This is a genomic window from Streptomyces sp. DSM 116793 (assembly GCF_057320905.1).
This window is the reverse complement of sequence record NZ_CM170494.1, coordinates 1076490-1090999: the sequence shown is the minus strand read 5'-3', so window position 1 is coordinate 1090999 and position 14510 is coordinate 1076490. Positions and strand designations below refer to the sequence as shown.

Annotated in this window: 12 protein-coding genes; 8 read left to right on the top strand and 4 right to left on the bottom strand. The window is 74.1% G+C overall.

The features are described 5' to 3' along the window. The first annotated feature begins 81 nt into the window (after nucleotides 1-81). The 4 genes from ACSMXW_RS04655 to ACSMXW_RS04640 all read left to right on the top strand — a co-directional run bounded on the left by ACSMXW_RS04655 (nucleotide 82) and on the right by ACSMXW_RS04640 (nucleotide 6971). Nucleotides 82-2463, top strand: a complete 2382-nt coding sequence (locus ACSMXW_RS04655; protein WP_485804194.1) for a molybdopterin-dependent oxidoreductase — start codon at nucleotides 82-84, stop codon at nucleotides 2461-2463. Between the two features lie 320 nt (nucleotides 2464-2783). Beyond that, nucleotides 2784-4223 carry an aldehyde dehydrogenase family protein gene (locus ACSMXW_RS04650; protein ID WP_485804193.1) on the top strand — a complete coding sequence of 480 codons (1440 nt, stop codon included), beginning with the start codon at nucleotides 2784-2786 and terminating at the stop codon, nucleotides 4221-4223. Nucleotides 4224-4245: 22 nt separating this feature from the next. After that, nucleotides 4246-5325 carry a Zn-dependent alcohol dehydrogenase gene (locus tag ACSMXW_RS04645; protein WP_485807806.1) on the top strand — a complete coding sequence of 360 codons (1080 nt, stop codon included), beginning with the start codon at nucleotides 4246-4248 and terminating at the stop codon, nucleotides 5323-5325. A 539-nt stretch (nucleotides 5326-5864) separates the two neighbouring features. Next, on the top strand, nucleotides 5865-6971 hold the full coding sequence (locus tag ACSMXW_RS04640; protein ID WP_485804192.1) for a lanthionine synthetase LanC family protein: 1107 nt from the start codon (nucleotides 5865-5867) through the stop codon (nucleotides 6969-6971). Between the two features lie 324 nt (nucleotides 6972-7295). On the opposite strand, the gene ACSMXW_RS04635 is transcribed toward ACSMXW_RS04640, so the two are convergent. After that, nucleotides 7296-8045 (bottom strand): TioE family transcriptional regulator, encoded by a 750-nt coding sequence (locus ACSMXW_RS04635; protein WP_485804191.1) that lies wholly within the window; start codon nucleotides 8043-8045, stop codon nucleotides 7296-7298. A gap of 59 nt (nucleotides 8046-8104) precedes the next feature. On the opposite strand from ACSMXW_RS04635, the gene ACSMXW_RS04630 reads away from it, so the two are divergent. After that, nucleotides 8105-9310, top strand: a complete 1206-nt coding sequence (locus tag ACSMXW_RS04630; RefSeq protein WP_485804190.1) for an erythromycin esterase family protein — start codon at nucleotides 8105-8107, stop codon at nucleotides 9308-9310. A 15-nt stretch (nucleotides 9311-9325) separates the two neighbouring features. On the opposite strand, the gene ACSMXW_RS04625 is transcribed toward ACSMXW_RS04630, so the two are convergent. Continuing rightward, nucleotides 9326-9979: a TetR/AcrR family transcriptional regulator gene (locus ACSMXW_RS04625; RefSeq protein WP_485804189.1), complete on the bottom strand. Its 654-nt coding sequence runs from the start codon at nucleotides 9977-9979 to the stop codon at nucleotides 9326-9328. A 170-nt stretch (nucleotides 9980-10149) separates the two neighbouring features. Between ACSMXW_RS04625 and ACSMXW_RS04620 the strand changes: the two genes are divergently transcribed. Further along, complete coding sequence (locus ACSMXW_RS04620; RefSeq protein ID WP_485804188.1) at nucleotides 10150-11301, top strand: acyl-CoA dehydrogenase family protein; 1152 nt, start codon at nucleotides 10150-10152, stop codon at nucleotides 11299-11301. A gap of 215 nt (nucleotides 11302-11516) precedes the next feature. Continuing rightward, the gene (locus ACSMXW_RS04615) at nucleotides 11517-12143 is read left to right on the top strand and encodes a TetR/AcrR family transcriptional regulator (protein ID WP_485804187.1); all 627 of its coding nucleotides are present in this window, start codon (nucleotides 11517-11519) and stop codon (nucleotides 12141-12143) included. A 213-nt stretch (nucleotides 12144-12356) separates the two neighbouring features. On the opposite strand, the gene ACSMXW_RS04610 is transcribed toward ACSMXW_RS04615, so the two are convergent. Then, nucleotides 12357-12818: a MaoC family dehydratase gene (locus tag ACSMXW_RS04610; RefSeq protein WP_485804186.1), complete on the bottom strand. Its 462-nt coding sequence runs from the start codon at nucleotides 12816-12818 to the stop codon at nucleotides 12357-12359. Nucleotides 12819-13034: 216 nt separating this feature from the next. Here ACSMXW_RS04610 and soxR point away from each other — a divergent pair, with 216 nt between their 5' ends. After that, the gene (gene soxR, locus ACSMXW_RS04605) at nucleotides 13035-13550 is read left to right on the top strand and encodes a redox-sensitive transcriptional activator SoxR (RefSeq protein WP_485804185.1); all 516 of its coding nucleotides are present in this window, start codon (nucleotides 13035-13037) and stop codon (nucleotides 13548-13550) included. Between the two features lie 165 nt (nucleotides 13551-13715). Here soxR and ACSMXW_RS04600 read toward each other — a convergent pair whose 3' ends face one another. Beyond that, nucleotides 13716-14318, bottom strand: a complete 603-nt coding sequence (locus ACSMXW_RS04600; protein WP_485804184.1) for a hypothetical protein — start codon at nucleotides 14316-14318, stop codon at nucleotides 13716-13718. Between the last annotated feature and the right edge of the window lie 192 nt (nucleotides 14319-14510).

The window sequence follows — 14510 nt, the reverse complement described above, 5'->3', positions numbered from 1 at the left end:
AACGTCCGGTCAAGGGCCTGCCGTTCGTCCCTACCCGTCGGTAGGCTCAGAGACGTCCGTGCGCCGACCAGGGGAGCGCTCATGCCCGGATCACCCGTAGCACTCGACACCCCGGCCACGGCCGGGTCGGCGACGCGTACCGCGCTGCGCATCTGCCCACTGTGCGAGGCCACCTGCGGGCTCTCCCTCACCATCGAGGACGGCCGTGTCACCGGGGCCCGCGGCGACCGCGACGACGTGTTCAGCCGGGGGTTCATCTGTCCCAAGGGAGCGGCGTTCGGCGCGCTGGACGCCGACCCGGACCGGCTCCGCACCCCGCTGGTGCGCAAGGGAGGCGAGCTGCGCGCGACAGGCTGGGACGAGGCCTTCGACGCGGTGGCCGGGGCCCTGCGCCCGATCGTCGAGGCGCACGGCCCGCACAGCGTGGGCGTGGTCCTCGGCAACCCCAATGTGCACACCATGGCCGGGGCGCTCTACCCGCCGGTGCTGCTGAACGCGCTCGGCACCCGGAGCCTCTTCACGGCGAGCACGGTCGACCAGATGCCCAAGCACGTCTCCAGCGGGCTGCTCTTCGGCGACTCCTTCGCGATACCGGTACCGGACCTGGACCGCACCGACCACCTGCTGCTGATCGGGGCCAACCCGGTCGAGTCCAACGGCAGCCTGTGCACGGCCCCCGACTTCGCCGGCCGGCTCAAGGCGCTGCGCGCCCGCGGCGGCACCCTCACGGTGATCGACCCCCGGCGCACCCGCACCGCCCGCCTCGCCGACCGGCACGTGCCGATCCGCCCCGGCACCGACGCCCTGCTGCTCGCCGCGCTGGCCCAGGTGCTGTTCGCCGAGGAACTGGTGCGCCCCGGCGCGCTCACACCCCACCTGGACGGCCTCGACGCCGTCCGGGACGCGCTGGCCGACCTCACCCCGGAGGCCGTCGCCGCCGCCTGCGGCGTGGCCGCCGGCACCATACGGACGCTGGCGAGGGAGCTGGCCGCCGCGCCCACCGCCGCCGTCTACGGCCGGGTCGGCAGCAACACCGTCGCCTTCGGCACCCTCACAAGCTGGCTGGTGGACGTGCTGAACGTGCTCACCGGCAACCTCGACCGCCCCGGCGGCGCGCTCTTCCCGCTGTCCGCCACCGACCGCGCCCCCAGGCAGCCCGGCCCCGGCAAGGGGTTCGCCCTCGGACGCTGGCGCAGCCGGGTGAGCGGTCACCCGGAGGCCAAGGGCGAACTGCCCCTGGCCGCCCTCGCCGAGGAGATCGACACCCCGGGGGCGGGCGGCCCGGACAGCCCGGCGCGCGGCCCGCTGCGCGCCCTCATCACCATCGCCGCCAACCCGGTGCTCTCCGCGCCGGACGGCGCTCGGCTGGAGAAGGCGCTCGACTCCCTGGACTTCATGGTCGCGGTCGACCCGTACCTGAACGAGACCACCTGCCACGCCGAGGTCGTGCTGCCCCCGCCGCCGCCCTCGCAGAGCCCGCACTACGACTTCGCCTTCAACCTCTTCGCGGTGCGCAACCAGGCCCGTTACACGCCTGCCGCGGTCCCGCTCGACCCGGCCCTGATGGCCGAGACGGAGATCCACGCCCGGCTGGTCGCCGCCGCGGCCGGCATGCACGGCGCCGCCCCGGCCGCCGTCGACGATCTGGTGATCCAGCAGACCCTCGGCAGGGCCGCCGCCGATCCGGCGTCCCCGGTGCACGGCCAGGACCCGGCGTCGCTCGCGGCCCGGCTGACCGGCGAGGACGGGCCCGAGCGGCGGCTCGACATGATGCTGCGGCTCGGCCCGTACGGGGACGGGTTCGGCGCGGACCCCGAAGGCCTGAGCCTGGCACGGCTGCTGGCGCACCCGCACGGCATCGACCTCGGCCCGCTCCGGCCCCGGCTGCCCGGCCTGCTGAAGACCCGCAGCGGACGCGTCGAGCTCTTCCCCGCGCCGATCGCCGGCGATCTGCCACGGCTGAAGGCGCTGCTCTCCGGCCCGCAGGAACCCGGCTCCCACGCCGGCGTGGACCACGGCACCCGCACCCGCACCGGCGCCGACTCCGGCACCCTGCTCCTGGTGGGCCGCCGTCACCTGCGGTCCAACAACAGCTGGATGCACAACCTCCCGCCGCTGACCGGCGGCTCCAACCGCTGCACCCTCCAGGTGCACCCCGACGACGCGGCCCGGCTCGGCCTCGCCGACGGCGCGCCGGTGCGGATCACGGGCCCCGGGGGCGAGGTCACCGCGCCCGCGGAGCTCACCGACACCGTGCGCCCCGGCGTGGTGAGCCTGCCGCACGGCTGGGGCCACGACCGCCCCGGCACCCGGATGCGCGTGGCGGCCCGGGACCCCGGCGTCAACGTCAACCAGCTCCTGGACGCGGCCCTCCTGGACCCGCTCTCCGGCACCGCGGTACTCAACGGCGTCCCCGTACGCCTCGCGGCCGTGGCCCCGGACGTCCCCGAGGGGGCGGACTGACCTGGGTCCGGCACCCGGGTCCGGCGCCCCGGGGCCGCACGCGGGTGCCGGCCCCGGGGACGCCCGGAGAGGCCGCCCTCCGGCGCCCCGGGAAGCGCCGGCCGCCGGAACGGCCCCGGAGAGCCGGCTCCCGGGGCACCCCCGAAACGGCGGAACGGGCCGGACCCGGCACCCGAGTGTGAGAAAGCCCCGAAGACCGGGCAGGCGGTCCCCGGAAGCACAGGACCGGGCAGGCGGTCCCCGGCACCAGGCCGTCCGACGGCAGAACCGAAGAGCAGGCGGTCCCCGGCCAGGCCGCGGGGAACGGAGGGAAGACCGAGATGACGAAGACCGACGGCGGCCCGGCACGGCCGGGTGGCACGCAGGCGCCCCAGGTGGTCCACCACGACCTGTACATCGACGGCGGATGGCGGCCCGCGGACGGCACCGGCACCATCTCCGTCGTCAACCCGGCCACCGAGCAGGAGATCGCCCGCGTCCCGGCGGGCACCCCCGTCGACGTCGACGCGGCGGTGCGTGCCGCGCGTGCCGCGCTGCCCGGCTGGGCCGCCACCCCGCCCGCCGAGCGGGGCGCCCGCATCGCCGCGCTCCGTGACGCGCTGGAGGCCCGCAAGGACGAGGCCGCCGAGACCGTCACCGCCGAACTGGGCGCCCCGCTCGCCTTCTCCCAGGCGGTGCACGTCGCCCTGCCGCTGCGCGTCCTCGCCTCCTACGCCGACCTCGCGGCCTCGTACCCCTTCGAGGAGCGGCTCGGCAACTCCACCGTGTACCGGGAGCCGATCGGCGTCGTCGGGGCCATCACCCCCTGGAACTACCCGCTGCACCAGGCCGTCGCCAAGGTCGCCCCGGCGCTCGCGGCGGGCTGCCCGGTCGTGCTCAAGCCCGCCGAGAACACCCCGCTGACCGCCCGCCTGCTGGCCGCGGCCGCCCATGACGCGGGGCTGCCCGCGGGCGTGTTCAACCTGGTCACCGGGCTCGGTCCGGTCGCCGGGCAGGCGCTCGCCGCGCACGAGGGCGTGGACATGGTGTCCTTCACCGGCTCCACCGCCGTCGGGCGTGACATCGGCGCGACCGCCGGAGCCGCCGTCAAGCGGGTCGCGCTGGAACTGGGCGGCAAGTCAGCCAACGTCATCCTGCCGGGCGCCGACCTCGCCCGTGCCGTGAACGTCGGCGTCGCCCAGCTCATGGCCAACTCGGGACAGACCTGCCACGCCTGGTCCCGGATGCTGGTGCACACCGACCAGTACGGCGAGGCGGTCCGGCTCGCCGAGACCGCCGCAGCCAAGTACGGCGACCGCATCGGGCCCCTCGTCACCGCCCGGCAGCGCGACCGGGTGCGCGGCTACATCGACAAGGGCCTCGCCGAGGGCGCCCGCCTCGTCGCGGGCGGCGGCGACGCGCCCCGCTCGCCGGGCTACTACGTGCGCCCCACCGTCTTCGCCGACGTCACCCCCGACATGACGATCGCCCAGGAGGAGATCTTCGGCCCGGTGCTCGCCATCCTGCGGTACACCGACGAGGACGACGCCCTGCGGATCGCCAACGGCACCCTCTACGGCCTCGGGGGCGGGGTCTGGGCCGGCGACGAGGCGGAGGCGGTCGCCTTCGCGCGCCGCATGGACACCGGCCAGGTCGACATCAACGGCGGCCGGTTCAACCCGCTCGCCCCCTTCGGCGGCTACAAGCAGTCCGGGGTCGGCCGCGAACTGGGCCCGCACGGGCTCGCCGAGTACCTCCAGACGAAGTCCCTGCAGTTCTGAGCCCCCACAGGAGAACGTGATCGTGGTCCGCGCCGCCGTCCTGCCAGCCGTCGGCTCTCCGCTGGAGATCGCCGAGATAGACCTGCCCGAGCCCGGGCCCGGCCAGGTGCGGGTGCGTCTCGCCGCGGCCGGCGTCTGCCACTCCGACCTGTCCCTGTCCGACGGCACCATGCGGGTGCCGGTGCCCGCCGTACTCGGCCACGAGGGCGCGGGCACCGTCGTCTCCGTCGGCGCCGGCGTCGACCATGTGCGCCCCGGTGACGGCGTGGTCCTCAACTGGGCGCCGTCCTGCGGCCTCTGCCACGCCTGCGCGCTGGGCGAGGTGTGGCTCTGCGAGAGCGCCCTCACCGGCACCCGGCGCGTCCACGCCCGGCACGCCGACGGCACCGAACTGCATCCCGGCCTGAACGTCGCCGCGTTCGCCGAGGAGACCGTCGTCGCGGCCGGCTGCGTGCTGCCCGCACCGCACGGCGTGCCGCTCACGGACGCCGCGCTGCTCGGCTGCGCGGTGCTCACCGGCTACGGGGCCGTGCACTACGCCGCGCAGGTCAGGGTCGGCGAGTCGGTGGCCGTCTTCGGGGCCGGGGGAGTGGGGCTCGCCACCATCCAGGCGGCCCGGATAGCCGGCGCCGAGACCGTCATCGCCGTCGACGTCTCACCGGCGAAGGAGGAACTGGCCCGCGCCGCGGGCGCCACCGCGTTCGTGCTCGCCTCGGACCGGACACCCAAGGAGATCCGCCGACTCACCGATGGACACGGGGCGGACGTCGCCGTGGAGTGCGTGGGCCGGGCCGCCGCCATCCGCAGCGCCTGGGAGTCCACCCGGCGCGGCGGCCGTACCACGGTCGTCGGGATCGGCGGCAAGGACCAGCAGGTCACGTTCAACGCCCTGGAGCTCTTCCACTTCTCCCGCACCCTCTCCGGCTGCGTCTACGGCAACTCCGACCCGGCCCGCGACCTGCCCGTGCTGGCCGCCCACATCCGCGCCGGCCGCCTGGACCCGGGCGCCCTCGTCACGGACCGCATCACGCTGGACGACATCCCGGCCGCCTTCGAGAACATGCTCGCGGGCAAGGGGGGTCGGGCACTGGTGGTGTTCTAGGGTCTGTCCGACGATCCGCGTCGGATCAGCCCGCGTCTCGCTGGGGTCAGCCCGCGTCTCGCTCGGGTCAGTCCGCGACGTCTGGTGCCGTGTATCGCAGGGCGGAGGGTCGCCCTCGTGCGTATGGGGGCACCGCCCGCCCCCGGGGCCTGGGGGAGTCAGGCCCCCGGAGCCTGGGGGCGTCAGGCCCCCGGAGCCTGGGGGCGTCAGGCCCCGGGAGCCTGGGGGAGTCCGTGGGCGTGCCCGAGAACGCGGCGAGGTGCGGTGCCGGGGGCGCCTCCCACGCCCTCACGGCCGGTAGGGGAGTCGCGGGCCCGGCGGGAATCGTCGGACAGGCTCTGACGGCATGCCACACTCCGGTGGCTGCGCACGGGCGGACGAGCGGAGGCGGGGAACGTGGCGCTGGGCGGGACCGAGACGGTGGACGAGGCGGAGGCGGTGGCCGCGGAGGGGCTGCGCTGGCTGCTCAGCACGGCACGGAACACCGGGGACGGCGGGCTGGCCTGGGCCCCCGGCCCTCCGACGACGAGACCGACCCCGTGCTCTACCACGGCACGGCCGGGGTCATCCCGGCGCTCCTGGAAGCGTGGCGGCACCTGGGCGACGACCGGTACGGCGACACGGCGGTGCGTGCGGCGCGCAGCGTGGCGGCCGCCGTGGACGACTGGCAGAACGACTCGCTGTACCTGGGCCTGACCGGCATGGCGCTGGTGTTGCGGGCCGTCCACACGGAGCTTGGCGAGCAGGCCGCCGGGGCCGCCGCGGACCGGGCCCTGGAACGCGTCCGCGCACGCTTCGACGGCATGCGCTGGAACGACTGGTTCGACCTCCTCGGCGGCAACGCCGGCATCGGGCTCGGCGCGCTCGCGGCCGGCGACGCCGACCTGGCCCTGCTCGCGGTGGAGCCCTACCTGCACACGGTGGAGGAGACCGCGGCGGGCGTCCGGTGGGAGGTGCGCAGGGACTGGCCGCCGCGCCCGCACCACGTCTCGCACGGCACGCTCGGCATCGTGTACGCGCTGGCCGCCGTCGGCGGCGCCACCGGCCGCACCGACCTGCTCGAACTGGCCCGGGCCGGCGCCGCGGACGTGGTGGCGCGCGACGAGGCCGGTCCGGACGGCTTCCTCGTCCCGCACTCCGACCCGCAGAGCCGTCCCGATCTCGTCGCCCGCCACAGCTACGGCTGGTGTCACGGCCCCGCCGGCGACGCCCAGGCCTTCCGGCTGCTCCGGGACGTCCTGGCCGACCGCGCCTGGTCGGCCCTCGCCGACCGCTGCTGGCACACCGTCACCCGCTCGGGCCTGCCGCGCCGGCTGCGGCCCGGCTTCTGGGACAACAACGGCCGATGCTGCGGCACGGCCGGCGTCCTCGCCCTGGCCTGCGACCGGATGGCCGAGCAGGACGAGCCACCGGACTTCGCGGAGACCCTCGTCACGGACCTCGTCTCCCGGCCGATCCACGACACGGACGGCGCCCGCTGGTCGAACGTGGAGCACCGGGCCACTCCCAGCGCCCTGGAACCCTGCACCGGTTGGGCCATGGGCAACGCGGGCATCGTCCGCGAACTGCTGCGCTTCGCCCGGGTGCGCCGGGGAGACGATCCGGCGTACGCCTTCACCTGGCCGGACCAGCCGGCGGTGCGCTGATCACTGACTGCCGCCGGTCACGGTTCTCCAGCGCGGACCGAGGCGGCCGAGCCATGCGTCCTGGTCGTCGCCCCGGCGGTCGATGCAGGGGGAGGGGGAGGGAACGGCAGGCGAACGTGAGGCCGGCGTCGTCTTCCTCGCCGTCGACGCACCGATGGGGTCGAACACCAGGATTCCGGGGCCGGCCCGATGCCGGATCACGCAAGCGGCGACCGGGCCTCCGAGCGATGGCCGCGGTCGTCCCACTCCTCGGACGCCGACGTCTCGGCTTCGACGTTGCCGAGAACGGCACCGGGTGCTGCCGGCCGACGGGCGACCGAAGTCTCAGCCGCGCTCGCGGAGGTACGCCTCCAACTCGGCGGCCCCGGTCAGCATCGCCCGCCCGCGGGCGGACAGTCGGCCGCGCCAGTCGCACAGTGCGGCCTCCAGCGGCTCGAGCCCGCCGGCCGCACGCACCCGGGCGATCAGCGGGGCGATCTGCTCCAGCACGTAGCCGCCCCGCCTGAGCTGGTGGGCCAGGCGGGCGTCCCGTACGTCGGCCTCGTCGTAGACGCGGTACCCGGTCCGCGGGTCGCGGCGCGGGCGCACCAGCCCGGCGCGCTCCCATTTGCGCAGCGTCGCGGGCCGGATTCCGAGTTTCCCGGCCAGCGGCCCGATGAACGTGCCGCCGGGCCCGGGCACCGCGGCCGGCTCGGACCCCGTACCGGGCTCGGGCGCCGCGCTGGGCGCCAGGTCGCGGAGGGCGCTCTCCACGGCCTGGAGGGTCCGCCGGTCGTCGAGGAGTTGGGCGTGGCTCTCGTCGATGAGGCGGAACGCCTCCTCGACCGCGTCCTCGTTCACCGCCCGCATGATCGACGTCGCCGTCCGGTGGCCGTGGCCGGGCACCAGGGCGAGGAACGTGCGCAGGGCTCCCGCGTGCAGCGAGGTGTAGGTGCGGTAGCCGTGGGGTGTGCGACCGGCGGCCGGAAGGATGCCGGCCTCCTCGTAGTTCCTGATCGCCTGCGTGGACAGACCGTGCCCGCGCGCCAGATCAACCGGCCTGAGCCGCTCACGGCTTTGAAGGTTTCGCCCCATAACCACGGACACTATCGCGACAAAGTCTCAATCGAAGGTTCAACGATAGCGTTGAAGGCATGGTCACCGACATCAAGGACACCGTCCATGCCCTCGAAGCTGCCGCCGTCACGCGGCTGCTTCCGGCCCGGCCTCGGCTGCTCGCCCTGGGCGAGCCCACCCACGGCGAGGACACGCTGGGGGAACTGCGCAACGAACTGTTCCGGCAACTCGTCGAACAGGAGGGCTTCCGGACGATCGCGGTCGAGAGCGACTGCATGACGGGCCTGGTCGTGGACGACTACGTCACCTCGGGCACGGGCACCCTCGACGACGTCATGGAGCGTGGCTTCAGCCACGAGTGGTTCAACGCGTCCGCGCCCAACCGCGAGCTGGTGCGCTGGATGCGCGCGTACAACGACGGCCGGCCCGCGTCCGAGCGGCTCCGCTTCGCCGGTTTCGACGGCCCGATGGAGATGGCCGGCGCCGCGAGCCCCCGGCAGGCCCTCACCGCCCTCCATGACTACCTCTCGGGCCGGGTGGACGCGGCCCTGCTCACCTGCACCGCGGAAACGCTCGACCGCCTGCTCGGTACGGACGACCGGTGGACCAATCCGGCCGCGATGATGGACCCGGCCCAGTCCGTGGGGCGGTCGGCCGAGGCCGGTCAGCTGCGGCTGCTCGCCGACGATCTGGCGGCGCTGCTCGACGCGCAGACGCCGCACCTGATCACGGCGACCTCGCGGGACGACTGGGACCGGGCGTGCCTGTACGCGCGCACCGCGACCGGCCTGCTGCGCTACCACTACTGGATGGCCGACCCCTCACCGGCCCGTATGACGCGGCTGTGCGCGCTGCGGGATGTGATGATGGCCCACAACCTGAGTGCCGTCGCCGATCGCGGCCCGGCACTCGTCCACGCCCACAACTCCCATCTCCAGCGGGCGAAGAGCACGATGCGGATGTGGGAGGGGCCGGTGGAGTGGTGGAGCGCCGGTGCGCTGGTGAGCGCCCGGCTCGGCGAGGGGTACGCCTTCGTGGCCACGGCCCTCGGCACGATCCGGCACCAGGGAGTGGACACCCCGCCCCCGGACACCGTCGAAGGGCTCCTGTACGCGCTCCCGGAGGACCGCTGCGTCATCGACGCGCCCCACCTGGCCGCCGCCCTCGGCGACACGCTCCCCGAAGCCCGCGTATCCCCCTGGTTCGGCTACGCCCCGCTCGACCCGGCCCACCTGGCGGACAGCGACGGCATCGTGTTCGTCAAGGACGTCCAGCAGAGCTAGGGCATTGGCCCGGGGTCAGCCCTGGCTTCCGGTGCCGCCCGCCGCCTTCCCGTACTGCACCGCCAGCCCGTCCAGCAGGGCCGTGAGCCCGGTCTCGAAGGCGCGGTCGTCGATCTTCTGCTGGCGTTCCGCGAGCAGGTGAGCCTGGCCGAGGTGGGGGTAGTCGGCGGGGTCGTACGCGGTGGCGTCGTCCACGAAGCCGCCGGCGAAGGAGCCGAGGGCGGAGCCCATGACGAAGTAGCGCATCAGGGCGCCGATGGAGGTGGCCTGGGCGGGCGGCCAGCCCGCGTCGACCATCGCGCCGAAGACCGCGTCCGCGAGCCGCAGGGCGGCCGGTCTGCGGCCCGGGCCCGATGCCAGCAGCGGAACGATGTGCGGGTGGGCGCGGAGGGCGGCGCGGTAGGAGACCGCCCAGTCGTGCAGCGCGTCCCGCCAGTTCCGGCCGTCCTCGAACATCGACAGGTCCACCTGCGCGCTCACCGAGTCCGCGACCGCCTCCAGGATCTGGTCCTTGGTGCGGAAGTGGTTGTAGAGCGAGGGCCCGCTCACCCCGAGTTCCGCGGCCAGGCGGCGGGTCGAGACGGCGGCCAGACCCTCCGCGTCCACCAGCTCACGGGCCGTGGTGACGATGCGTTCGGTGCTCAGGAGGGGCTTGCGCGGTCGGGCCATGCGGCACATAGTAGGGCTGCCGACCCAAACTAGCAGTGCTAATTAAAATCCGCCGTGCGAAGAAGCTCCGCTCGTGCGAAGACGCCCCGCCCTTCGTTCACGGAACCCGCCCTTCGTTCGCGGATCCCCGCCTTGACCATCCCTCCACCACCGCCGAGGAGTGCCGCGCAGTGAACCTGGAACTCAGCGAGGAGCAGCACGCCGTCAGGCAGCTCGCGCAGGACTTCGTGGCGCGTGAGGTCACGCCGCACGCCGCCGAGTGGGACCGCGCCGAGAGCGTGGACAGGTCGCTCGTGAAGAAGCTCGGCGCGGTCGGCTTCCTCGGCCTCACCCTGGACGAGGCGTACGGCGGGTCGGGCGGCGACCACCTGTCGTACTGCCTGGTCACGGAGGAGCTGGGGCGCGGGGACTCCTCGGTGCGCGGCATCGTCTCCGTGTCGCTGGGGCTGGTCGCCAAGAGCATCGCGCACTGGGGGAGCGAGGAGCAGAAGCAGCGCTGGCTGCCGGGGCTGACCTCCGGCGCGCTCGTCGGCTGCTTCGGCCTCACCGAGCCCGGTACCGGCTCCGACGCCGCGCACCTCACCACGCGCGCGGTGCGCGACGGCGCCGACTACCGGATCACCGGCACCAAGATGTTCATCACCAACGGCACCTGGGCCGATGTGGTCCTGCTGTTCGCGCGGACCGGGGACGAGCCGGGACACAAGGGCATCTCGGCGTTCCTGGTGCCCACCGAGACCGCGGGCCTCACCCGCCGCCCCGTCCACGGCAAGCTGGGCCTGCGCGGCCAGGCCACCGCCGAACTCGTCCTGGACGACGTCCGCGTGCCCGCATCGGCACTGCTCGGCCCCGCGGGCAAGGGGTTCTCGGTCGCGATGTCCGCGCTGGCCAAGGGGCGTATGTCGGTGGCCGCGGGCTGCGTCGGCATCGCCCAGGCCGCGCTGGACGCCGCCGTCGGGTACGCCACCCAGCGCGAGCAGTTCGGCGGCGTCATCGCCCGCCACCAGCTGGTCCAGGAGCTGATCAGCGACATATCCGTGGACGTGGACGCGGCCCGGCTGCTGACCTGGAGGGTGGCCGATCTGATCGACCGGGGCGAGCCCTTCGCCACCGAGTCGTCCAAGGCCAAGCTCTTCGCCTCCGAGGCCGCCGTGCGCGCCGCCAACAACGCACTTCAGGTCTTCGGCGGATACGGCTACATCGACGAGTACCCCGTCGGCAAACTGCTCCGCGACGCCCGCGTCATGACCCTCTACGAGGGCACCACCCAGATCCAGAAACTGGTAATAGGCCGCGCCCTCACAGGCGTCTCCGCATTCTGAGCCCCCCTCGGCCCCTGTCGGGGTGCGGTCCCGTTTGGGAGGGGCGCTGGGAACCGCGCGACGAGCCACGACGAGAGGCGTCGCCGCGGCACCGTCCCGAGGGGGCCGCTCGGGCCGCGACCGGCCACCGGCCGGTGGGGCCGTGCGTCGCGGGATCTAAGCGCTCGCTCAGCCTTCCGGTATCGTGTGCGTGCTGCCACAGGGAAGGGGCTGTGATGACCGCGGTGGAGCAGACGTCCGGCGACGAGGGCAGGCCATGGGCGGAGGTCAGCCCGGACGCGGCGCGTCGGCTGCTGATCGCCGCCGTCGAGGCCTTCGCCGAGCGCGGCTACCACGCCACGACCACCCGAGACATCGCCGGCCGCGCCGGCATGAGCCCCGCCGCGCTCTACATCCACTACAAGACGAAGGAAGAGCTGCTCCACCGCATCAGCCGGATCGGCCACGAGAAGGCCCTGCGGATCCTCCAGACCGCCGCCGACGGCTCGGGCGGCCCGGCCGACCGGCTCGCCGACGCCGTCCGCTCGTTCGTGCGGTGGCACGCGGCCCAGCACACCACCGCGCGTGTGGTGCAGTACGAGCTGGACGCCCTCGGCGGCGAGGCGCGCGCCGAGATCGTGGCGCTGCGGCGCAGGACGGACGCCGTGATCCGGGGCATCATCGAGGACGGCGTACGGGCGGGCGAGTTCGACGTGCCAGACGTCCCGGGCACCACGCTCGCGGTGCTGTCGCTCTGCGTGGACGTCGCCCGCTGGTTCAACGCCGCAGGCCGCCGCACCCCCGACGAGGTCGGCGCCCTCTACGCCGGACTCGTGCTGCGGATGGTGGGAGCCAAGCAGTAGGCCACCCGCACACCGTTCCCCCCCCGTGGGTGACCGGGACCAGATCGGGCGCGGCTCGTCCGCCAGCGCCCTGACGCGCCCCGCCGGCAAGAGGCCCCGGAAGCCGCGGCGTCGTCCCTCGGAAACGGCGGCGCGACCCGGAAGTGGTAGCCCGACTCGGAAGCGGCGGCGCGACCCGGAGGTGGTGGCCCGACACAGAAGTGGTAGCCCGACTCAGAAGTGGTAGCGCGACACCGACTCCGCCACGCACACCGGCTTCTCCTGGCCCTCCCGCTGCACGGTCACCGCGAGTGTCACCTGCACACCGCCGGCCACGTCCGTGACCTCCTTCAGCTCGGCCGTGCAGCGCACCCGCGAGCCCACCGGCACGGGAGAGGGGAAGCGCACCTTGTTCGTGCCGTAGTTGATGCCCATGGTCACGCCCTCCACCCGCAGGATCTGCGGTACGAGCACCGGCAGCAGGGAGAGCGTGAGGTAGCCGTGCGCGATGGTGGTGCCGAACGGGCCCGCCGCTGCCTTCCCAGGGTCGACGTGGATCCACTGGTGGTCTCCCGTCGCCTCCGCGAAGAGGTCGATCCGCTTCTGGTCGATCTCCAGCCAGTCGCTGTACCCCAGGCGCTCGCCGACCGCGGCGCGCAGCTCGTCGGGGGTTGTGAAGATCCTCGGCTCTGCCATGTTCCCTGGCCTCCCGGCACCGTCCCAGTCCAGCACTCGCCCACGCACACCCACCGTGCCTAAGCGCTTGCTCAGGATGGTGCGGCGGCACGGTCGATGTCAACGCGGACCGCACCGGAAGACAGCGCGCGGGCGGGCACGGCGGGTGGCCGGATGTCACGCCGTGGGCGCGGCCGCCGGCGGGGCCGGGGCGGCGGCGCCGGTATGCTGCGGGAAGTGCCGAAGACCCCGGGGAAAGTCAGCGAACTCACCGTCGGACAGCTCGCAGCGCGCAGCGGCGTCACCGTGTCCGCGCTGCACTTCTACGAGGCCAAGGGGCTGATCACCAGCCGCCGCACCCCGGGCAACCAGCGCCGTTACCAGCGCGACGCGCTCCGCAGGGTGGCCTTCGTACGGGCCGCGCAGCGGGTGGGCATACCGCTGGCCACGATCCGCGACGCCCTCGCCGAGCTGCCCGAGGGCCGTACCCCCACCCGCGCGGACTGGGCCAGGCTCTCCGAGGCCTGGCGCGCGGAGCTGGACGAGCGGATCGAGCAGCTCAACAGGTTGCGCGACCACCTCACCGACTGCATCGGCTGCGGCTGTCTGTCCCTGGACACCTGTGTGCTCTCGAACCCCGACGACGCGTTCGGCGAGCTGATGACCGGGTCCCGGCTGCTGGCCGGGCCCCGGAAACGGGGAGGGCCGGGGCGGGTGGGCCCCGCTCCCCGTGCCACCGGCGCGCCTCGGTGACGCATGGCGCCGGTGGTGCGCGCTGCTCCGCGATCAGGCGCAGCAGGACTCCGGGCGGCCCGCCTCTTGAGCGGGCCGCACCCGTGACGGGCGGCCGTCGGGTCGGGCCGGGGCCAGCGGACGCGTCGTCGGCTCGGGCCGGGGCCAGCGGACGCGCCGGTCGGATCAGGCCGAGACCAGTAGGCGCGCTCGCCGGGCGTCCGCCAGGGCCCTCGGGGTCAGGACGGGGCGCGGCACCACGATGCCGCAGTGGGTACAGACCGGGCCCGAGGACGGCTCGTGGGCCAGCCCCTGCTTCCAGACCAGCCGGGCGTCGCCGCACACCGGACAGGCCGAGCCGGGCTCGCGCTCAAGGCCCGCTATCAGCCGCCGCAGCACCTCGGCCAGCTGCTCATGGGGGTGCACCCGGGGATCGTCGCACCAGGCCACACCGCAGCCGCCCCAGGTGAGCCGGTGCCAGTCGTCGACGCTGCCCGGGCTGCGCAGACCGTCGTGCTTCTCGCGCTTGCGGCGCTCCGCGAACTTCGCCTCGTAGGCCAGCCACACCGCGCGCGCCTCTTCCAGTTCGTCGAGCGCGGCCACCAGGTCGTTCGGGTCGGGGGACCTGTCCTCCGGGTCCATGCCCGTCCGGGAGCAGAGATGGTCCCACGTCGCGCGATGTCCGTAGGGGGCAAACCTCTCCAGGCACTTCCTCAGGGAGTATCTCCGCAGTGCCAGGTCGCACTGCGGGTCACGCACCTGTCTCGCGAGACTCCGGAAACCTGCCATCGCCCTGCACCTCCGTCACACCTGCAGTTGTGTTCCACGGCGACGCCCGACGTGCCGACTCGTCGAACGTCGTCGAATAGACGTATCCCGACGCGTATCGGATCCCTCCGGTTTCCCGGCGGTCTCCGGGCCGCGCCCGAACGCCTCACCAGCGGCTGTGCGGGATGGCGAAAACATGACGTGTGTTCATCT